General features: G+C 47.8%; 21 protein-coding genes. 16 read left to right on the forward strand and 5 right to left on the reverse strand.

Annotated features, from left to right (window positions below; all coding sequences use genetic code 11):
* Window position 1 precedes the first annotated feature (1 nt).
* The gene (locus tag H5T41_01220; protein MBC7107408.1) at window positions 2-772 is read right to left on the reverse strand and encodes a tetrahydromethanopterin S-methyltransferase subunit A; all 771 of its coding nucleotides are present in this window, start codon (window positions 770-772) and stop codon (window positions 2-4) included.
* A gap of 281 nt (window positions 773-1,053) precedes the next feature.
* Between H5T41_01220 and H5T41_01225 the strand changes: the two genes are divergently transcribed.
* The 9 genes from H5T41_01225 to H5T41_01265 all read left to right on the forward strand — a co-directional run bounded on the left by H5T41_01225 (window position 1,054) and on the right by H5T41_01265 (window position 9,238).
* Window positions 1,054-1,755: a DUF169 domain-containing protein gene (locus H5T41_01225; protein MBC7107409.1), complete on the forward strand. Its 702-nt coding sequence runs from the start codon at window positions 1,054-1,056 to the stop codon at window positions 1,753-1,755.
* 375 nt (window positions 1,756-2,130) lie between these two features.
* Window positions 2,131-2,601: an Lrp/AsnC family transcriptional regulator gene (locus H5T41_01230; protein MBC7107410.1), complete on the forward strand. Its 471-nt coding sequence runs from the start codon at window positions 2,131-2,133 to the stop codon at window positions 2,599-2,601.
* A 110-nt stretch (window positions 2,602-2,711) separates the two neighbouring features.
* A complete protein-coding gene (locus H5T41_01235; protein MBC7107411.1) occupies window positions 2,712-3,917 on the forward strand; it encodes a YcaO-related McrA-glycine thioamidation protein in 1,206 nt (401 codons plus the stop codon).
* Window positions 3,896-4,564 carry a TfuA-related McrA-glycine thioamidation protein gene (locus tag H5T41_01240; GenBank protein ID MBC7107412.1) on the forward strand — a complete coding sequence of 223 codons (669 nt, stop codon included), beginning with the start codon at window positions 3,896-3,898 and terminating at the stop codon, window positions 4,562-4,564. Before H5T41_01235 ends, H5T41_01240 begins: the two co-directional genes overlap by 22 nt.
* A gap of 199 nt (window positions 4,565-4,763) precedes the next feature.
* Window positions 4,764-6,092 (forward strand): coenzyme-B sulfoethylthiotransferase subunit beta, encoded by a 1,329-nt coding sequence (gene mcrB / locus H5T41_01245; protein MBC7107413.1) that lies wholly within the window; start codon window positions 4,764-4,766, stop codon window positions 6,090-6,092.
* Between the two features lie 17 nt (window positions 6,093-6,109).
* Window positions 6,110-6,517, forward strand: coding sequence for a methyl-coenzyme M reductase operon protein D (gene mcrD, locus H5T41_01250; GenBank protein ID MBC7107414.1), 408 nt, complete (start codon window positions 6,110-6,112; stop codon window positions 6,515-6,517).
* 5 nt (window positions 6,518-6,522) lie between these two features.
* Window positions 6,523-7,296 carry a coenzyme-B sulfoethylthiotransferase subunit gamma gene (gene mcrG, locus H5T41_01255; protein ID MBC7107415.1) on the forward strand — a complete coding sequence of 258 codons (774 nt, stop codon included), beginning with the start codon at window positions 6,523-6,525 and terminating at the stop codon, window positions 7,294-7,296.
* A 3-nt stretch (window positions 7,297-7,299) separates the two neighbouring features.
* Window positions 7,300-8,958, forward strand: a complete 1,659-nt coding sequence (gene mcrA, locus H5T41_01260; protein MBC7107416.1) for a coenzyme-B sulfoethylthiotransferase subunit alpha — start codon at window positions 7,300-7,302, stop codon at window positions 8,956-8,958.
* Window positions 8,959-8,962: 4 nt separating this feature from the next.
* A complete protein-coding gene (locus tag H5T41_01265) occupies window positions 8,963-9,238 on the forward strand; it encodes a DUF2098 family protein (protein MBC7107417.1) in 276 nt (91 codons plus the stop codon).
* A 158-nt stretch (window positions 9,239-9,396) separates the two neighbouring features.
* Here the strand turns inward: H5T41_01265 and H5T41_01270 are convergent, their stop codons facing one another.
* Window positions 9,397-9,942, reverse strand: coding sequence for a hypothetical protein (locus H5T41_01270; protein ID MBC7107418.1), 546 nt, complete (start codon window positions 9,940-9,942; stop codon window positions 9,397-9,399).
* A 74-nt stretch (window positions 9,943-10,016) separates the two neighbouring features.
* Here H5T41_01270 and H5T41_01275 point away from each other — a divergent pair, with 74 nt between their 5' ends.
* On the forward strand, window positions 10,017-10,340 hold the full coding sequence (locus H5T41_01275) for a carboxymuconolactone decarboxylase family protein (GenBank protein ID MBC7107419.1): 324 nt from the start codon (window positions 10,017-10,019) through the stop codon (window positions 10,338-10,340).
* On the opposite strand, the gene H5T41_01280 is transcribed toward H5T41_01275, so the two are convergent.
* Entirely contained in the window at window positions 10,330-10,665 is a 336-nt protein-coding gene (locus H5T41_01280; GenBank protein ID MBC7107420.1) for a hypothetical protein, read from the reverse strand. The genes H5T41_01275 and H5T41_01280 overlap by 11 nt on opposite strands.
* A 90-nt stretch (window positions 10,666-10,755) precedes the next feature.
* Entirely contained in the window at window positions 10,756-11,721 is a 966-nt protein-coding gene (locus H5T41_01285) for a DUF2111 domain-containing protein (GenBank protein ID MBC7107421.1), read from the reverse strand.
* 127 nt (window positions 11,722-11,848) lie between these two features.
* Here H5T41_01285 and atwA point away from each other — a divergent pair, with 127 nt between their 5' ends.
* Both atwA and mcrC read left to right on the forward strand, forming a co-directional pair.
* Window positions 11,849-13,474 (forward strand): methyl coenzyme M reductase system, component A2, encoded by a 1,626-nt coding sequence (atwA, locus tag H5T41_01290; GenBank protein MBC7107422.1) that lies wholly within the window; start codon window positions 11,849-11,851, stop codon window positions 13,472-13,474.
* A complete protein-coding gene (gene mcrC, locus H5T41_01295; protein ID MBC7107423.1) occupies window positions 13,471-14,136 on the forward strand; it encodes a methyl-coenzyme M reductase I operon protein C in 666 nt (221 codons plus the stop codon). Before atwA ends, mcrC begins: the two co-directional genes overlap by 4 nt.
* A gap of 15 nt (window positions 14,137-14,151) precedes the next feature.
* On the opposite strand, the gene H5T41_01300 is transcribed toward mcrC, so the two are convergent.
* Entirely contained in the window at window positions 14,152-14,733 is a 582-nt protein-coding gene (locus H5T41_01300; protein MBC7107424.1) for a hypothetical protein, read from the reverse strand.
* 151 nt (window positions 14,734-14,884) lie between these two features.
* Between H5T41_01300 and H5T41_01305 the strand changes: the two genes are divergently transcribed.
* From H5T41_01305 to H5T41_01320, 4 genes are read left to right on the forward strand one after another with little or no spacing between them, the layout of a single operon-like run.
* Window positions 14,885-16,462: a methanogenesis marker 3 protein gene (locus H5T41_01305; GenBank protein ID MBC7107425.1), complete on the forward strand. Its 1,578-nt coding sequence runs from the start codon at window positions 14,885-14,887 to the stop codon at window positions 16,460-16,462.
* A 7-nt stretch (window positions 16,463-16,469) separates the two neighbouring features.
* Window positions 16,470-16,871 carry a methanogenesis marker 6 protein gene (locus tag H5T41_01310; GenBank protein MBC7107426.1) on the forward strand — a complete coding sequence of 134 codons (402 nt, stop codon included), beginning with the start codon at window positions 16,470-16,472 and terminating at the stop codon, window positions 16,869-16,871.
* An 11-nt stretch (window positions 16,872-16,882) separates the two neighbouring features.
* Window positions 16,883-17,302: a methanogenesis marker 5 protein gene (locus H5T41_01315; protein ID MBC7107427.1), complete on the forward strand. Its 420-nt coding sequence runs from the start codon at window positions 16,883-16,885 to the stop codon at window positions 17,300-17,302.
* Entirely contained in the window at window positions 17,299-18,525 is a 1,227-nt protein-coding gene (locus H5T41_01320) for a methanogenesis marker 15 protein (GenBank protein MBC7107428.1), read from the forward strand. The genes H5T41_01315 and H5T41_01320 overlap by 4 nt, the downstream gene beginning before the upstream one ends.
* The last annotated feature ends 2 nt before the right edge of the window (window positions 18,526-18,527 follow it).

The following is an 18,527-nucleotide window of genomic DNA, read 5'->3' on the forward strand; positions in this document are numbered from 1 at the left end:
TTCAAGCACCTCCTGTTAGATATGATCTGATTTTTATGGCAAGAGAAACGGAGGGAACGAGAAAGATTTCGTGGTCGATCGGATCGAGCATGACGCCGAATTCCTCTGACACCACGGCGAGCGATGCTGATGTGGCCAGTTTTTCACTCGAAAGTCGAAGCATATGGGACGCGAATTTATCCGATGCGAGGTTCAGTGATTTTCCGATCCAGGATCCTTCCATCGTGAGCGCTGGGCTCTCTATGATGAGCGGTTCGACATCCATAGGGCCAGGATCACGGTTATTACATTCATCGATCTTCTCAAGAAGTTCTTTCGTTCTTTCCTCATCAAAATGGTACACAGGATCGTAGGCGATGATCTCTTCGACTTCTTTTGGATGCACAAGATCGATGACCTCTACTTGTCTCATGAACCTATCAACGGCTTCTTTCGGAATATTGCACAAATAGGGAATTGCAGACTTTGTCCCGTTGATCCTCATTCGCTCGTCAACGCCATTTTTACCCAAACTGACCAATGCATCACCAGGAAAATGCCCGAACTCATCTTTTCCGCAAACAATGAGAAAACGGATTCTGGGGTTGCTGATGATATTTGCCACGATCTTTTCTATTCCGATGTTTTCAGTTTTTAATGTACCTTTGATATTGAACCGATCCCGAGGTAAATCCACAATGCCTCTACCTATGATTACGATGGCGACAGGTGAATTATTCGATCCGAGTTCGTAATCGCCAGGTACAAATGGCCAGTTGGAATTTTTTTCCATAATCTCAGCAATTCAAATGGAATCTTTAATTATTTTCGTCTTAATATTATTTTTCATTCGAGAAATAGCATACTGCTGGTCTTCGTTGTAGCTTGTTTGTGACCAAATTTCGCTGAAAACTCTTGTATTTCAAAATTAAACAGTTTTCAACTGTACTGTGACTCGTTGCATGAAATTCATGAACAATTGATCCATCGCTGACTAAAACGTCCAGATCTCCGAATTCAAATTCGACATCTATAAATATTAACTTTGAAGTAACACGAGATGGTGAAAGTCATATGGATTATTCTGAAGCTTCGAAGAAACTGGTCAGCATACTTGGGCTCAAATACGAACCAGTAGCTGTTACATTGATTAAGAATGGACAATCACCACCCGACGGATACCAGGAAGTCGAGGGGAATCTGCGACATTGCCAGTCGATTATGAGAGCGAGAAAGGGGGAGGCTATGTGGATACCCGCTTCCAAACATGCATGCCCTGTCGGTGCTTCTGCTCTCGGTATAGTTGCAACGCCTGAAAAAGTCGCTTCTGGGGAATTTCATTATAATCTCGGAATGTTCAGCAGTGCAGATGCGGCAAAAAGGATGATTGACGCGCGGCCTACACTCCCTCTGGGTAGCGTAATCGGAACGGTTGTGAGTCCACTGAGCAAAGCGAAAGTTCCACCGGATGTTATCGTTGTTGTCGGGACGCCTGAACAACTATATTGGATACTCCCTGTAGCTGCGACCTTCGAAAAGGGCGGAAGGGTAACGATCAACACGGCCTCGATGCAAGCTACATGTGTCGATTCAACCATTATCCCATATCTAACTGGCGATATTAACATCTCGCTTGGATGCTTTGGGTGTAGAAGGAGCACGGACATAGCCCCTGAAGAAATGTATGCTGGCATTCCAGCTAGAAAACTTGAGGAAGTCGTGAAAATTTTGGAAAGACTTGGATCGGGACCGATTCCGAAATCCAGAACCAAGTAGTCTTCGTTTGTTGCCGAAATTGTGAAGGATATCGTTCAAAATGACTATACTTCTCGCTCGAAGCGTGAAACACTTTTCGCGGTTGACACGCTGTTAATTCTTTTCCATTAAATGAGATAATATCCCGATAACGAATCGCTCGAAAATCACTCTTTAATAAAGATGTTGAAACAATCTTCTTACTTCCTTGCATAATTGTTACAATTCATGATTTCCTGATAGTTGCATCGTTTCATTTCCTCGATATCCTTTAGTATAATAATGATTAATTATATACTTAATGCAAAGATCGAATAACAGTCCCCCTCTTGGTTTTGATTGTTTCCGGAGAATCTGGATTGGTTTTCGGAGAGGAATTTACACGGAGGAATTTTCATGGACAAACTAGACATTGAGATTTTGAGGATTCTAAGGTTAAATTCAAGGGAAAGTCTAGGTAATATCGCGGAAAAACTCGGCGTTTCAAAGGCAACCGTCAGTCGAAGGATTTCACGCATGGAGAAGGAGGGATACATTTCTGGATATACGACTGTGATGAATCTATCGAGAATGGGTGTCATGAGAGCGCTCATTCTCCTCGAGGTGGTTGGTTCTGCAATTAACTCGGTCATCGAAGAGCTCAAGAAATTCGAAGAAATTGAGTATATCCATAAGGTATTTGGAGACCACTCGCTGATTTGTGAAGTGTATACCAAAAGCGTCGATAGTCTCTACCTTCTGATCCAGGGGAAAATACTCACGATACCGCAGATCCAGAACGTTGAGGTCGATATTCTCATCGAGAAGATCGCTTTGAATCCCGATGCTGATTTCGATATGGTATCCGGGAAATCAGGAAGCATGTAGGTTTTCAATTAGTATTGTGCCAGAATGATCTGACATCTGGTGGCAGAATACTGGAAATAACAAATCTTTAATAAGGGCGCACCAAATGCCCAAATGAGAGGCGTGAATCAATGAAATTAGGGCCCTCTCCAAAGAGATATCTGTTTGATGGACATCGGATCGTCGATCCGTGGACGACGCTCCAGCGCGTTGAGCCGTTATGTAAGATTGCTGGCATCACCCGTGTTGCTGACATCACAGGTCTGGATAGGGTTGGTATTCCTGTTTACTCGAGCATCCGGCCATATGCCGAATCGGGCGCAGTGAGCGTCTACAACGGAAAGGGTGCAACAAAGGAACAGGCAAAGGTTTCAGCGATCATGGAAGGACTGGAGAGGTATAGTGCTGAACAAAAGGATCGCAAAGTCGTCAGGGCAAAACTTGATGACATGTTATCCTCGAGATATGCAATTCATCCAAGCGATCTTATTTTACCTAGAGCATCTCTTTTCCATCTTGAATATCAACCGATTGCCTGGGTTGAGGGAGTTGAACTCAACGAAATGGAGCGAATCTGGGTTCCGGCAAATGCCGTTTTCCATCCGTATGCTTCGCATCTCGACATGCCGCTTTTCAGATCCAATACGAATGGTCTCGCTTCTGGGAACTCCTTGGAAGAGGCTGTTCTCCACGGGCTCTGTGAGGTGATCGAGAGGGATGCATGGTCGATCTGTGAGGCTAAACGACGTGTAAAAGCGGATTTATTTCTTGATGTTGAAAATGGTCTTGTTTATGACTTAATACAGAAATTTGAGTCACAAGGCATTAGCATTCATATGAAAGAGTTGACGAGCGACATCGGGATCCCAACGATCGGAGTTGCAGCTGATGACTGGCGAACGAAAGATCCGACATTATTGGTCATGGGCATCGGAACGCACCTTAATCCTTATATTGCGGCGATCCGCGCGTTGACCGAAGCTGCACAAAGCAGGGTGACGCAGATCCACGGTGCCAGGGAGGATACAATCAACGCCAGGTTCCGGCAGAAACTTGGATATGAGAAAACGAAATCGATCAACAGCATATGGTTTTCAAGATCGGGAAGGGAAAAGAAAATATCGGAGATCGATCGGCTCGATACAAAGGATATTTACGACGATATCTTATTCGTTCTCGATCGGCTTAGAAAAGAAGGATTCAAAAAGGTGATTGCGGTCGATCTTACGAGAAGGGAATTGGGAGTCCCGGTCGTGAGGATCATAGTTCCAGGATTGGAAGTTTTTGCAATGGATGAGGACCGTGTGGGTCAGAGATTGGTGGAGGCAACAGTTTGAAGGCCATCATCTTCCTTGGTCCGAGCTTATCGCACGCCGAAGCAAGAAAGATCCTCGATGCGGATTACCGGCCGCCGGTGAAGCGAGGAGATTTGATTCCGATTTACAGTGAGAACGACGTCGTCGTTGGCATTATTGATGGAGTTCTTTTCAGCGAGTCGGCTGTTGGTCATCGAGAAATCCTTGGGTTATTGGAGAGAGGTATCACCGTTGTTGGAGGCGGCAGTATGGGCGCCCTCCGGGCGTCAGAACTGAAGGATTTCGGAATGATCGGAGTTGGAAAGGTATTCGATATGTATTCATCTGGTGTGATCGAGGGTGACGACGAGGTCGCTATCGTTTTCAATCCTGAAACACTGGAGCCCCTTTCAGAGGCGCTCATCAACATTCGGTATAATTTGAAAAGCGCTGTCAATCTAGGTATCATCTCGGAATCGCAGAGTGAAGACATCATCCGTGAATTGAAGGAGATCTATTTTCCTGAAAGATCTTATGAAAAAGCTCTAGAAATTGCACATAAAAAATTGAAAAGGAATGAATTTAATAGGCTTCGTGAATATCTCATGAAACACGCGAAAGACCTGAAGAAGTCAGACGCGGAATTGGTTATCACAACCATAAAAAATTTAATTTATGCGGAAAAATAATAAATACTCGTTAAGTCGTCTATCTGTGTTAACTGGATCGATCCTTGAGTTAATCGATTGTTTAATATGGATGGATACTCCATCCATAATCAAGATTATAAGCTAGCTCGTTTTAATGAGATATCGCAAGGGGACTGATTTTCATCGTCCGAGGAGGCTTTCCAAGGTCGGTGAAAATCGGAAAAAAGGGAGGTATTGAATGGCGAAATACAAGGACAAGGTGGACTTGTATGACGACAGGGGCAAGCTGATTGAAAGGGACGTGCCACTGGAAGCCATCAGTCCTCTGTATAACCCTGCCATCAAGAGAACGGTGTCCTTGGCCAAGCGAGTAGTCGCTGTCGACCTTGCTGGGATTGAAAAGGCTTTGAAAACCGGAAAGGTAGGCGGCGCACATATCAAAGGCAAGGAGATCGATGTCCCGCTTGTCGCGAATGCGGCAAAGATCGCGAAGTCCGTCCGCGACATTCTCAAAGTCGCCCAGAACGACGATACAGAAGTTAGCGTACTGGCGGACGGAAAGAGGATGATCGTGAAAGTCCCCTCGGTGAGGCTGGAGGCTGGTGTTGAATACACGACTGGATTTACTGCAGCCGCCGCCGCGGTGACTCAAGCGATCATTGAGCTTTTCGACATCGACATGTTCCGAGCCAACATGGTTAAGGCGGCCGTATGGGGAAGATACCCCCAGACTCTAAACTTTCTGGGATCCAACATCAAGTCGATTCTCGAGGTTCCCCAGAATAACGAGGGCGCAGGGTATGCATTGAGGAACATTATGGCAAACCACATTGTGGCACTGACCGGTAGAAATGCTATGAATGCAGCGGCTCTTGCGTCAATATTTGAGCAAACTGCGATGTTCGAAATGGGCGATGCGATCGGACCATTCGAGCGGATGCACCTGCTGGGACTTGCGTACCAGGGTCTCAACGCGAACAATATGGTCTACGAAATCGTTAAGGAGAACGGAAAGACAGGTACCGTCGGGAGCGTAGTCGAATCAATCGTTGGAAGGGCAATCGAGGACAAAGTCATCAAAGTAAAGGAGAAGTTGCCCTCTGGATATAAGGTCTACACGACCAATGATTTCGCACTGTGGAATGCATACGCAGCTGCAGGTATGCTGTGTGCGATCATGGTTAACTGCGGTGCGGCGAGAGCAGCGCAAGGTGTCCCGTCGACAATCCTGTACTACAACGATCTGCTTGAGCACGAAACAGGATTGCCAGGAGTCGACTTTGGTCGTGCAATGGGTACATCTGTTGGGATGTCCTTCTTCTCGCACTCGATCTACGGTGGTGGTGGACCAGGTCTGTTCCATGGGAACCACATCGTCACAAGGCATTCGAAGGGCTTTGTGATTCCCGCAATAGCCGCTGGTTGTGCTCTGGATGCTGGTACACAGATGTTCTCCGCTGAAGCAACATCAGGACTTGTGAAAGAGGTATTCGGTGACATACCTGAGTTTAAGTCACCTATTAAGATGGTCGGAAAAGAGGCAAAGAAGCTGAAGGAAATGGTGTGAAGATGCCTGCCGAATCCATGCCGGAGCCGGTACCGCTACCGGAGATCATGATTTTCCCGTCGAGGCTTTTGTCAGCCGCGACAACGGAAAAATTGCTGAACAAGTTATATACGGTCAAACATGTCAGACAGATCAATGTTCAGGGTGAATCTCTCCCCGAGAAGATCACGATGGGACCAGGAGCAGGTCTCGACGTGGATCACAGTGAAAGGAGAGTGATCGAAGTAGCGGGAAAGAAGACGGAACTCAAGGTCCAGGTCGGCCGCATCTTCGTCGAAATCGACGATATTGATCATGTTGAAGCGGCCCTGAAGGACATTGAGGGAATTTGTAAGGAAGTCTTGCCATTTGGCTTCGACTTGGAGGTTGGGAGGTATTCGAAATATAGGCCTACTGTTTCCGATTATAAGAAAGGAGTGAGGTGATTTAAATGGCGTATAAGAGGCAGTTCTATCCCGGAACAACGATTCCGGCGAAGAACAGACGCCGATACATGGACCCGAACGTCAAGCTCGACAAGCTACGCGAGCTGTCGATGGAAGACGTCGTGAAAATACTCGGTCACCGGCAGCCAGGTGAGGAATACAAGAGCGTTCACCCGCCACTGGAGGAAGGAACCGAGCCGGATTGCCCAATCAGGCAGCTGGTTGAACCGACGCCGGGTGCAAAGGCTGGGGATAGGATCCGATATGTCCAGTTCACCGATTCAGTCTACTTTGCGCCGATCGTGCCTTATGTTAGAGCGTGGATGAACGTCAGCAGGTTCAGAGGTGTCGACACTGGTACCCTATCTGGAAGGCAAATTATTGAGATGAGAGAGCGCGATCTCGAGAAGGTCGCGAAGGAACTCATCGAGAGCGAGACATTCGATCCCGCCAGGACGGGTATCAGAGGTGCGACTGTCCACGGACATGCGTGCCGTCTCGATGAAAACGGTCTCATGTTCGATGCATGGCAGAGGTACCGTTGGAATGCAAAGAAGGGCGAAGTTGAATATGTGAAGGATCAGGTTGCCATTCCTCTGGACAAGCCGATTTCCGTTGGAAAGCCGCTGCCGGAAGAGGAATTGAAGAAGCGGACGACGATGTTCAGGGTCGACGGCGTCGACATGAGGGAGGACAAAGAGGTTATGATGGTCAACCTGAGGATTCACAGGTTGAGAACGCTGGCTGGATTCCAGCCATTTGCGCTGAAGGGGGTGTAATCAATGGCCGATGAGAAGCTTTTCATAAAGGCTGTAAAGAAGAAATTCAAGGAAGACCCCACTGAGGTCCACACGACCTACTATTCCTTTGGCGGCTGGAGGCAGTCAAAGAGAAAGCGGGAATGGGTTGAGCAGGCTAACAAGATCGCGAAGGAGAGAGGCATTCCTGCGATGAACCAGGACATCGGTGTTCCGCTCGGTCAGAGAGTGTTGATGCCCTACCAGTTGTCTCACACGGATATTTTTGTGGAAGCCGACGATCTGCATTTCATCAACAATGCCGCGATGCAGCAGGCTTGGGATGATATACGAAGAACGGTTATCGTCGGACTGGACACGGCCCATCAGGTCATCGAGAAGAGACTTGGTAAAGAAGTTACTCCTGAGACGATCAACACTTATTTGGAGGCGGTTAACCACACGATGCCTGGTGGTGCTGTCGTACAGGAGCACATGGCAGAGTGCAGCCCCGCGTTGACAGCTGACTGCTATGTGAAGGTCTTCAGTGGAAATGACGAATTGATTGATGAGATCGACAAGTGCTTTGTCATTGACATCAACAAGGAGTTCCCGCCAGAGCAGGCAAAGCAGCTTAAGGAAGCGATTGGGAATACGCTGTGGCAGGTTGTCAGATGCCCAACGATTGTTGGTCGTACCTGCGACGGTGCTACGATGTCGAGATGGAGCGCGATGCAGATCAGCATGGCGTTCATCACATCGTACAAACTCGCTGCTGGAGAAGCGGCGATCGCCGACTTCGCGTTCGCAGCGAAACACGCAGCAGTCGTCGAGATGGGTACGATGATGCCTGCAAGAAGAGCGCGTGGACCTAACGAGCCAGGAGGTATTCCGTTCGGATATCTCGCGGACATGACGCAGTCGTTCAGGAAATATCCTGATGACCCGGCGAGGGCGGCGCTCGAGGCTGTCGCGCTTGGTGCTGTCATCTACGATCAGATCTACCTTGGATCGTATATGTCTGGAGGTGTCGGATTCACACAGTATGCAACTGCGGCATACACTGACAACATCCTCGAGGACTACACATACTACGCCGTAGATCTGATTAAGAAGAAATACGGTGGTCTTGCGAAGGCAAAGCCCTCGATGGACCTAATTGAGGAACTGGTTACTGAGGTCAACTCCTACGCGCTCGAGATGTACGAGCGATACCCAGCTGTCATGGAGACGCACTTCGGTGGGTCTCAGAGGGCAACTGTCGCTGCGGCCGCAAGCGGTATCGCGGCAGCGATGGCGACGGGTATCGCGGACGTCGGTGTCAACGGCTGGTACCTCTCGATGCTGCAGCACAAGGAGCGCCTCGGCAGGCTCGGGTTCTACGGATACGACCTACAGGACCAGTGCGGTGCTGCAAACAGCTTCTCCTACAGAAGCGACGAGGGTCTGCCCTTCGAGCTGAGAGGACCGAACTACCCGAACTACGCGATGAACGTCGGGCATATGAGTGGATACGCTGGTATCGCCAACGCCGCGCACGTGGCAAGAGGCGACGCGTTCGTCTGCAACCCACTGATCAAGGTTGCCTTTGCGGACAAGAACCTCCCCTTCGACTTCGCAAACATCACGAGGGAGTTCGGACGCGGTGGTCTGAGGGAGTTCAGGCCCGCTGGCGAGAGAACAGTGATCATTCCTCCGGCGTGATCTCATGAAGGTCGGCGACTACGCGAAATACAAGAACACAGGCACGATCGGGAAGATCCTGGATATCAAGGTAGAGGATGACGTGACGTGGGCGCTGCTGGACACGTACAACCTCTATTATGATATCACTGCATTGGAAGAAGCCGAGCCTGGTGAGTATCGCGTCGTTGCCGATAAGGAGAAGGGACTGGAGGAACAGCTCGAGGAACTCGAAAAGATGAAACAAACCCTTGAGGAGGTAGAAAAGGCGATCAGCCGAATCACTCCCTCAGGGACCTAAACTATTTTTTTCATTTTTTTATTGAATTTCTTTTATTGGTTAGATACAAGATGTTATTGATCTCTTTAAATTCAAATCTTATATGGATTTCTTTAAGTTGACTGCAACCTCTCGAAAATTGATCTTCATTTGAGATGAGATATGAAAAATTTTGTTTTCTATGTGACGTCATTCTCCACGTCGAACCCGATAAGCACGCTTGCCAATCTAGGATCATCTGTGACGCCGTGCACTTTTCGAATCAGCAGATCGCCAAGTGGAGAGGGACTACAGGAGACAACATTCTTGACGCCATCGATCACCTCAACCTCGGGAAATCGAACTGGCGGCATAAGAAAATATTCCTTGCACCCCGGTTTGGGTCTTCGATCTGTAAAAACGACGAAGTCGTCAGAGAGAAAGATGACATGGTCAGAGCACTGGAATTTAGATCTATCCTTTTCAAGAACTTCCTGTCCGAGAATTGTCCCATCATCAGCAACCAAATAAATCGTCGGCTCGGGTGGAGGTCTGAATCTTTTATCTTTGATAATGCAGACGATATGATTTTTCTTTAAACATTCCTCAACGCCAGTATTCTTGACCTCAATCCCTAATGTTGCCCTAATTTGCCTTTCGATTTCCCTTAGTTGATCTTTAATGCCTGGCGTGATTTCAAATGCGTAGAGAACACCGTCGAGTTGCTTCAGTCTCTCTACCACCATTGAAGTGGAAGCTTTCGACACAATCATCCAAAATAACATTGGATATATTATACATGATGCCATATCCTTCATCTATGAGTCTGGAGCTGCTCGCGAAACAGAAACCTGAGATTGTTCAAGCTCTCTACAGGATGAAAGCCGAGGTATTTAGAAGTGGCGCCTTGACGACGAAGGTCAAAGAACTCATCGCTGTCGCAATCTCCTGCTTGCTGAAATGTGAGACTTGCCTTGAAACTCATGCACAGGCGGCAATCAACGCTGGCGCGACGAAGGAGGAGCTGCAGGAGGCGATGATCGTGGCGATGTATCTCACCGGGCCGAGTGCCGTCGTTTGGACAAAGAAGATCGATGAGATCCTAGAATTTTCAAATGCGCTATCTGAGCCGGCTACATCCTGAATTTGACGATGACATCCCTTTTCAGTGCGAGTCCCGCCGCTACCTCAATGCATTTGAGAATCGCCATCGGGACGGGACACGTGCTGTGCTTCAGAACTTTGCCAGCTTTCAAATAAATTGGATTCCTTGAATACGGCATAGCGAGTGCGCTAACAGGATCGATTTCCTTGATACATTTTCCTAAATCCTCCACCGCCGGACAATCGCTTTTGATAGTGATGATGATTTTTTCATCCCTCGCGCGAGCACGTATTTCGGTGTTGAATCTGCAAACACCGGGATCAACACCGACAACGATTTCTTCGCTCTCTTGATGATCCATCATTTTACTTCATCTCGAAAGCTTTACGGTAAATGATTTGAGGTCGCTCTCTGATTCACGATTTCTTCGTTTGCAGTTTATCGAATTTTTCATTCAAAGTTGCTCCTTTCTCATCCTGTTGAGGATTTCGAAAACCGCTCCCTTCGTAATGTCGACGACACCGATGACCGCAACAGCCTCCCTCTTTTTCAGAATCGGGACAGCGACGATCGGAACACCCCGATAAGGGCCACTTGGAGCGATCTTCCTGACAATCTGATTCTTCCTAAGTGCTTCTTCGAGTACAGGTCCCGTGTAATTGGTATCAATGACCTCTCCGTCTTCGCATCTCACGCCGTAGTGATTTTTGCTTCTCATCGTGAGCGGAAGCCGTCCTACAAGTTCATGGATCGCAAGCGCGATGCATTTGAGATCTTCCGCCTCGGAGTCTTGAGAAATGAACGTCCCGCTATCTTGCCAGCATGGATTTCTCTGGTCATCGAGTGCAAGCGCTGCGCTCACTGCACCACGCTCTGCCGCTTCATAAGAAGAAGCAGTTCCGATGATAATTGCGTCACCGTCTTCTACAAAAAAGAGGCTTCGTAACGCATCTTCGACATCTTTTGACGGATATTTCTCATCATCTGGAAAAACAATTCTTCCGTTTTTGCAGACAAGTGTTGTCGCACCCATCGCTCCAGCTCTGACCGCCTCATCTCTTTGCTCACATCCTAGATTGATCAGGTGTGCACGTCCTTTCGCAAGAACCCCACAGTGGTATTTGCCGATCGCGATATCTTTGATATCGACTTGTTTAGCAACGATCCCACAATTGTCGAATTTTTTCTTTCCTTTCTCAGTAAGTGTTACGCCTCTGTTTGTGTTTTCTGCACACCCATCTCTCACCATTTTCTCGAGAATGGTTCTTGTGCTGCCCTCCCCAAGTCTCAACGCGCGTGATAGTGCTTTTCTGCCGATCGGTCCGTTATTTCTTATCAACCAATACGCTTTCCAGACATGATATGGTGAAAACTTGGGTGTCGGTCCTCCACTGCTATATGAATAAAGCGTCGTGGGCATCTAGGATGGATAATACATCCATCCTATTAAATTTTCTTGTTGAACAAGGAAAAGAATTGATTCGTAACTAACGATCGTAACATATCTGGCAAAGCATTTATATGCATATGTTGGTAACCCTACCGATATGTCGGATCAATCAAATCCCTTGATAATCGTTGATAATGTTTCGAAAATCTTCAACGGTACAACGGTTTTGCGGGATATAAGTGCTGTCATCAATGTCGGGGAAGTACTCGGGCTGATCGGAAGGAGCGGTTCCGGCAAGTCGGTCTTCATAAATATGTTGAGAGGAAATCCCGATTACAGGCCCGACGCAGGAAAAGTCATTTACCGAATCAGCTTGTGTCCAGAATGCGGATGGATAGATCGTCCAATTCCACAACTCAAATGCAAAGTTTGCGGAACGGAAATGAAGATCAAGGAGGTTGATTTTTGGAGCCTTTCTGAAAGGGACCCTCTGAGGCTTGCGATCAGGGAACGGATCGCGATCATGCTTCAGAGAACCTTTGCCCTCTACGGTGATTTAACCGTTGTGGAGAATATTTTTGAAGCTCTTGGAAATCGGTGCAATGAAAAGGAAAAAGTTGAAAGAGCAATCGAATTGCTGAAAATGGTCAATCTTTCACATCGTGTAACTCACATTGCAAGAGATCTCTCGGGAGGAGAGAAGCAAAGATGCGTGCTTGCAAGGCAATTGGCGAAAGATCCAATATTGCTCCTCGCCGATGAGCCGACGGGCACACTCGATCCTCAGACAGCTGAGATCGTTCATAATACATTGATCAACGCCGTTAGATCGAATGGCATGACGATGGTTGTGACGTCTCACTGGCCCAAGGCGATCAATCGTCTTTCTGATAAAGCGATCTGGCTTGAAGCGGGGGAAATGGTAAAGCGTGGCCCTCCGGAAGAAGTCACAAGGGATTTCATGATCGGCTACGGCCCGAGGGAAACGGAGACCGTTCCGATCGGTCAACCGATTATCAGAGTTGAAAATGCTAAAAAGTATTTCTATTCTATTGTGAGAGGAGTCGTCAAGGCTGTTGATGGCGTATCCTTTGAGGTGGGTGAGAAGGAGATTTTTGCCCTCGTCGGTTTGAGCGGAGCTGGAAAGACCACATTGTCGAGAATGATTGCAGGCATCACACCAGCAACAGATGGGAAAGTTTTGATTAGAATAGGTGACGACTGGGTTGACATGTCAGAAGTCGGGCCGATGGGTAAGGGCCGTGCAACTCCTTACATTGGCGTGCTCCATCAGGAGTACTGTCTCTATCCGTTTCATACAGTACTACAAAATCTTACGGTCTGCATCGGAATGAAGATGCCAGCGGAACTAGCCAAGATAAAGGCCATTCAAGTGCTGGCCGGCGTCGGTTTTGATCAAAAGGAGATTGAACGACTTCTTAGATCATATCCGGAATCGCTGAGCGTCGGAGAGAAACAAAGGATCGCACTTGCTCAGGTGCTGATCAGAGAACCGAGAATCGTGATCCTCGATGAACCAACAGGAACGATGGATCCGATCACAAAGATTTCCGTCGCCAAATCAGTTCTCAGCGCAAGAAAGGAACTCGGCGAGACTTTCCTCATCGTCAGTCATGATATGGACTTCGTTGTCAATTGCTGCGACCGCGCGGCATTCATGAGGAATGGCAAGATTGTCGCCCTCGGTGATCCCAAGGAAATCGTTGCGGAATTTGGGGACCTTGGAGAAGAGATGCTGGCTCATGGCGGTGTTGAGGCTTGAAAGAAAGGATCGGACGTCATACAAAGTTCGTGGAATGTAGGGAATCGAGGGGTTTGGGAATTGGTGGCGGCCTCGCACAAAGAGCAACAATTTCAGAAAGTGGCCGGGATGTCGTGGCAGTTGCCATGGGACCAGGCAAGAGACATATCACGAAGCCTGTTTGTGAAATCACATATGCGCTGAGGGAAGAGGGCATTGACACAAGTGTCATCGTGATCAACGCTGGGTCGGGTGTACCGGCAGATGCCCCTGATGTGAGCACAGGATCGATCTTCGGACTGGATCCCATAGAGGTCGAGCGAATCCAGCAATTCAAATTAGTTCTGATACATCTAGGAAATGTGCGAAATCATATCATTTACAAAGCACGTTTGATCCTCCGCAACGTTGATCTTCCAGCGGTGATTGTTTGTCAGGCTCCAGTCGACTTTGAGGATTTCGCCAGAATCGGTGTCAAAACGCGCCTCGTCATGCCGACGAAAGAAAACGTTGCGACAAAGGGCAAGATCGTTGATATCGTTACTGGTGTCATCAGAGGAGTGACGTGCCCCCAAACAAAACTCGATGAGATCGTTTCAAAGGTCAAGAGAAATCTTGAAGGAAAGAAAATACCGGCCGCGTCAGTCATTCCTTCGGAAACCCAAGTGTTTATGGGGTCTTGAAAAGACTCGAGTTCATCACAGATGATCTGCTGCAATGTCAAATCCAACGAGATGCGTCCAGTGTTTTGATTCAAGGTATCCTTTCGTGCATCTTACGAAAAAATCTGAGAGCGTTGAAATACTCCCAGATGTTACCCTCGTTATTCCTTCGATCCCGTCAAGGCCATGAAACTCAATTTCCGGGATCAAGAAATAGGGTTCGCCCACGATTTCGACGTCCGAGTAGAGCACAAAATCGTCGCTGAGGAAGCATACGTCTTCTCTATCTTTGAATTCCATCAGCCTTTCTTTGGATACATATTCACCTAGAATCTGTCCTTTTTGATCAACAAGGTAGATCGTGTGGTCTGATGCCACCTCGGGAATGCTGATCTTATTGATAATCATGATAAAAGACACGTGTCGACTGAGCGCTTCCCAGACTCCCTTATTTGTAAATGGCATCAAGCCACCGACTGCACCATTCTCTTCTGCTTTCTTTTCGAGGGCGATGATGTTCTCTTTAAATTCATTGTCGAGAAAGACCATATCAACGACACCAGGTATTCCTCTGATCCTTCGTTCAACCTTCTCAAGGATTTTGTTTCTATCGCTCATTTGATCGATCCTGATACGTGTAATCCTTCGCGCTATTAAAAATATTATATGCTTTTTCCCATCAATCCAATAGGCTCTGCTGGAAATGTTGCGAACCGATTTATGAAGTGAAAAATTATTTATGTCGGCTAGTTATGACAACGACGACCAGATGAAAATCATACTCAATGGTGAGGAAATTCAAATCGACGATGGAGCCACGCTAGGTCAGGTGCTCAGTAGAGGAATATATGAAACCGGGTCGATCGTTGCACTCATTCGACCTTCGAAGATTCTGCGAGAGGAAACCAGAGACTTCTTAATTAAGACTTCGAAAGGAGATATGGTTCTTCGTCTGAACGATTCCGAATATGCCTCCCTTTTCCAGGAAATTGTTGAACACGTTGCCGGAAAAAATATCCGGTGGAAGACGTCAAAGGTCATTGCGATTGGCTCATTTCCTACCTCACTGGCCGTTAATAGGTCGCTTTGCAAATACGCAAAATTCGACTGCTTCTTTGCGCTCGGTGGCTTTGATAGTAGAACGAGTTATTTAATGATCGCAAATGAGGACCATGAGGGGATCTACGGCACTAAAGACGGTCTCGTAGGCAGAATCACTCGCGGCAGGCACGTACTCGATCAATTGGAGGAGGGTGACAGAATCATCGGCATCGATCCTATCTACATTGAAAGGAGCGAGCGCGATGTCATCGTCACGAACGATCTCAATTTCAAACTTGAAGATGGGATGATGATCGAGAGCTATGTTCATGTTCTTCTGAATCAAAAATCACCGGTGAGCGCCGAGCATTTTTTGGTTCTGACCGAAAAGAATGTGCTACCGATCACCGAGACAACATTCACATATGCGGCGTGCTCAGCAAGAATGGACGTGTCCCTGATACCTGAGGAATCGGTTATCAGGGATGCTGATACTATCACGGTTCGCCATGAGGGAACTGGCACGGGTCGCATTTATTTTTATAAGGTGAGAAGGCAAATTTTACCTGCTCACAACCTTGTTGGAACGATCATAAAAGGAAAAAATCTCATACGCGCTGTCAAAGCTGGCTCGAAAATTACGATCATCACAGAACCAAAAAGAATTCTAACCATTGGTTTGACACAATCTGCTGGGAAGGAATTCTTGGAGAAAAGGGGCTTTAAACAGATCAGGACCGGCGACACTTCTGACGATGCGATCATCGTGGAACAGGAGCCAGAATTGACGATGGAAGTTATCTCAGCGAAAGAGGTTGAAACCTTTGGCATTCCCCCTGAAAAAGTCCATGAAATTGAGCTTTACGATACTCTTTCTCCGAAAACCGCCCACTACATCCGGAAGATGACCGGTCTCGATCACAAGCCGATTGGAACAATGAAGGTTCACTTCACCTTCGAGGGGCTGCCGATGATCACCTTTGAAGGCAATCCGAGGGAAGCGGCCGATTTGGTTCCCGAGGCAACTTTCGATGATGTTTCAGCAAGAGGTGATTTGGGTGTTACCAATATGTCAAGGCCGCATCGTGGCCTCATCGGTATTAGGCTCGAGGAAAGTGAGGAATTCGGGCCAACGGGTGAAGAGCGTTACGGAACAAATCTTGTCGGCAAACTCGTCAGTGATGTAGAAAGACTGATGGGTGAAGTAAAGGATGGCGATATTGTCTATTTTAGAGAGCGAAAAGAGGAGAAGAAAAAGATAACAAGAGGACGAAAGAAGGGGAATCAACGTGAACGAAAAAATTGAAACGAGGATGATTGTCATCGCACCAAGTTCCGAGATTACGCCGGATCAAATTGTCCGATTTTTGCACAGCCTTGGAAAGAATATCACGATAAAAGAAACCTGCTATGGTGCAATGATCGAAGGGAGAAAAGAGGATGTGCAGGTGGCGGTTCGTGAAGTGAGGAAGCTTGACCCCAATCGCATCTATTCGAAGTTGAGAGGATTTCCCGTTGGTGACCAGCGTCGGTGCAGGGCTCTTCACGGCTCTAGACCTGGGTTTACGCAGCTTGAAAAGGAATGGGAAATGTTGTCACTCATCGAGAAAGGTTTGCGTGCCGCTGAGAAGAATGAAAAAGTCGCTGAAAAGAAAAAGAAAGGAAAGTTGTCAGTGGACGATTTCAAGAGGATTGTTAAAGAGGTGATTGGTTGAAAGTTTTTATCATGCCTCCAAACAGCCTCATACTCTTTGATCTCGTCGAGCGTTTTGGACACGAACCGCTGAGTGCCATGAAAGCGATCGCAGAAAGGGTCACAGATCTCGAAATTGATTCCCCTCCGATTAATGTCACATCTGAAGACGTGAAAAAAGGACTCAAGTACGCAGGTATCGAAGTTCCATCGGGAATTAGAGGTCGCCTAGCGTTGTGGGGACCTCTGATTGACGAGGCCGAGGCCGCCATCGTCATGGAGGATGCGCCATACTACTTCGGTTGCGTCGGATGCCACCGTACAAACGAGATGGTGAAGTACCTGTTACGCAAGAAAGGCATTCCCATCCTTGAAATTCCTTACCCTACCAATGAAGAAGAAGCGAAACTCATGGTCACCAAGATTAAAGAATTCCTGGAGGGGCTGAAATGATCAAGATCGCGCAGCTTTCTTGTGGAACCGAATACAGCGGTGTGCAAGCCGAGATCGAAAAAGCCGCAAGTATTGTCGGCGCAAAAATGGTCGCACCGGATGTTGATCTCAAAGACATCGATGCTGCTGTCGAAGAATTCGGTTTTTCACCATCAAGCCCTCAACTCAGGATGATGATCGCAAGGGCGGTACAGCTTGCCCATGGAAGATATGACGCCGATGCTGTTTTCATCGCGAGCTGCTTTCGATGCGCAGAAGGGGCACTGGTCAGGAACGAGGTCCGGCGATACGTACAGAATCATACGCGACTGCCTGTTGTGACTTACTCATTCACGGAAAGAACGAAGTCAGGCCAGCTGTTGACGCGTATGGAAGCACTCGTAACGATTGTCACTCGAAAAGATCTGCTCGCCAGAGAAAGACAGGTCGGCTTGACCGTTGGTATCGATTCGGGTTCAACGACAACGAAAGCGATGGTCGTCAGAGATAACGAGGTCATTGGAAAATACTGGCTCCCAACAGGCGAAGTCATCGCTTCGGCGGAGGATGCGCTTGAGAAAGCATTGGCAGAGGCTGGCGTGAAGCTCAGCGAAGTCGAGGCCATCGGTGTGACAGGCTACGGTCGATTTATCATTGGGAAGAAACTGAAGGCGAAGCTTGTTCAGGAAGAATTGACAGTCAATTCAAAGGGTGCAGTCTGGCTCGCAGACAGACAGAAGGGAGAGGCAACGATTATCGATATTGGAGGAATGGACAACAAGGCTATCACCGTCCGCGACGGGATTCCTGATAACTTCACCATGGGTGGTATATGCGCTGGTGCCTCGGGGAGATTCCTCGAAATCGTGGCGAAAAGACTCAAAGTCGATATCACGGAACTCGGAAAACTCGCGGATGCAGGCGATTACAGAAAGATCAATATGAACTCATACTGCTCGATTTTCGGAATACAGGATCTTGTTACCTCGCTGGCGGAAGGCAACTCGATCGAGGATGTCGCCTCTGCGGCGTGCCACAGTGTTGCGGAGCAGATCTACGAGCAACAGTTGCAGGAAATTGATATCAGACAACCGGTCATCCAGGTAGGTGGAACATCGCTCATCAGCGGCATGGTGACCGCGATGAAGGACATACTCGGCCAGGAACCGATCGTTCCGAAAAATTCCCAGTATATCGGTTCAGCTGGCGCAGCGTTGCTTGCTTCGGGTTTCCTTGAGGGTTGAGC

The sequence above is a fragment of the Methanomassiliicoccales archaeon genome, assembly GCA_014361295.1.
GTDB lineage: Archaea > Thermoplasmatota > Thermoplasmata > Methanomassiliicoccales > JACIVX01 > JACIVX01.

Excerpts from the sequence above, each read along its gene's own strand:
- H5T41_01220 (MBC7107408.1), bottom strand. The coding sequence starts at position 772 with ATGGAAAAAAATTCCAACTGGCCATTTGTACCTGGCGATTACGAACTC.
- H5T41_01225 (MBC7107409.1), top strand. The coding sequence starts at position 1,054 with ATGGATTATTCTGAAGCTTCGAAGAAACTGGTCAGCATACTTGGGCTC.
- H5T41_01230 (MBC7107410.1), top strand. The coding sequence starts at position 2,131 with ATGGACAAACTAGACATTGAGATTTTGAGGATTCTAAGGTTAAATTCA.
- H5T41_01235 (MBC7107411.1), top strand. The coding sequence starts at position 2,712 with ATGAAATTAGGGCCCTCTCCAAAGAGATATCTGTTTGATGGACATCGG.
- mcrB (MBC7107413.1), top strand. The coding sequence starts at position 4,764 with ATGGCGAAATACAAGGACAAGGTGGACTTGTATGACGACAGGGGCAAG.
- mcrD (MBC7107414.1), top strand. The coding sequence starts at position 6,110 with ATGCCGGAGCCGGTACCGCTACCGGAGATCATGATTTTCCCGTCGAGG.
- mcrG (MBC7107415.1), top strand. The coding sequence starts at position 6,523 with ATGGCGTATAAGAGGCAGTTCTATCCCGGAACAACGATTCCGGCGAAG.
- mcrA (MBC7107416.1), top strand. The coding sequence starts at position 7,300 with ATGGCCGATGAGAAGCTTTTCATAAAGGCTGTAAAGAAGAAATTCAAG.
- H5T41_01265 (MBC7107417.1), top strand. The coding sequence starts at position 8,963 with ATGAAGGTCGGCGACTACGCGAAATACAAGAACACAGGCACGATCGGG.
- H5T41_01270 (MBC7107418.1), bottom strand. The coding sequence starts at position 9,942 with ATGGTGGTAGAGAGACTGAAGCAACTCGACGGTGTTCTCTACGCATTT.
- H5T41_01275 (MBC7107419.1), top strand. The coding sequence starts at position 10,017 with ATGAGTCTGGAGCTGCTCGCGAAACAGAAACCTGAGATTGTTCAAGCT.
- H5T41_01280 (MBC7107420.1), bottom strand. The coding sequence starts at position 10,665 with ATGATGGATCATCAAGAGAGCGAAGAAATCGTTGTCGGTGTTGATCCC.
- H5T41_01285 (MBC7107421.1), bottom strand. The coding sequence starts at position 11,721 with ATGCCCACGACGCTTTATTCATATAGCAGTGGAGGACCGACACCCAAG.
- atwA (MBC7107422.1), top strand. The coding sequence starts at position 11,849 with ATGTCGGATCAATCAAATCCCTTGATAATCGTTGATAATGTTTCGAAA.
- H5T41_01300 (MBC7107424.1), bottom strand. The coding sequence starts at position 14,733 with ATGAGCGATAGAAACAAAATCCTTGAGAAGGTTGAACGAAGGATCAGA.
- H5T41_01305 (MBC7107425.1), top strand. The coding sequence starts at position 14,885 with ATGAAAATCATACTCAATGGTGAGGAAATTCAAATCGACGATGGAGCC.
- H5T41_01310 (MBC7107426.1), top strand. The coding sequence starts at position 16,470 with ATGATTGTCATCGCACCAAGTTCCGAGATTACGCCGGATCAAATTGTC.
- H5T41_01315 (MBC7107427.1), top strand. The coding sequence starts at position 16,883 with ATGCCTCCAAACAGCCTCATACTCTTTGATCTCGTCGAGCGTTTTGGA.
- H5T41_01320 (MBC7107428.1), top strand. The coding sequence starts at position 17,299 with ATGATCAAGATCGCGCAGCTTTCTTGTGGAACCGAATACAGCGGTGTG.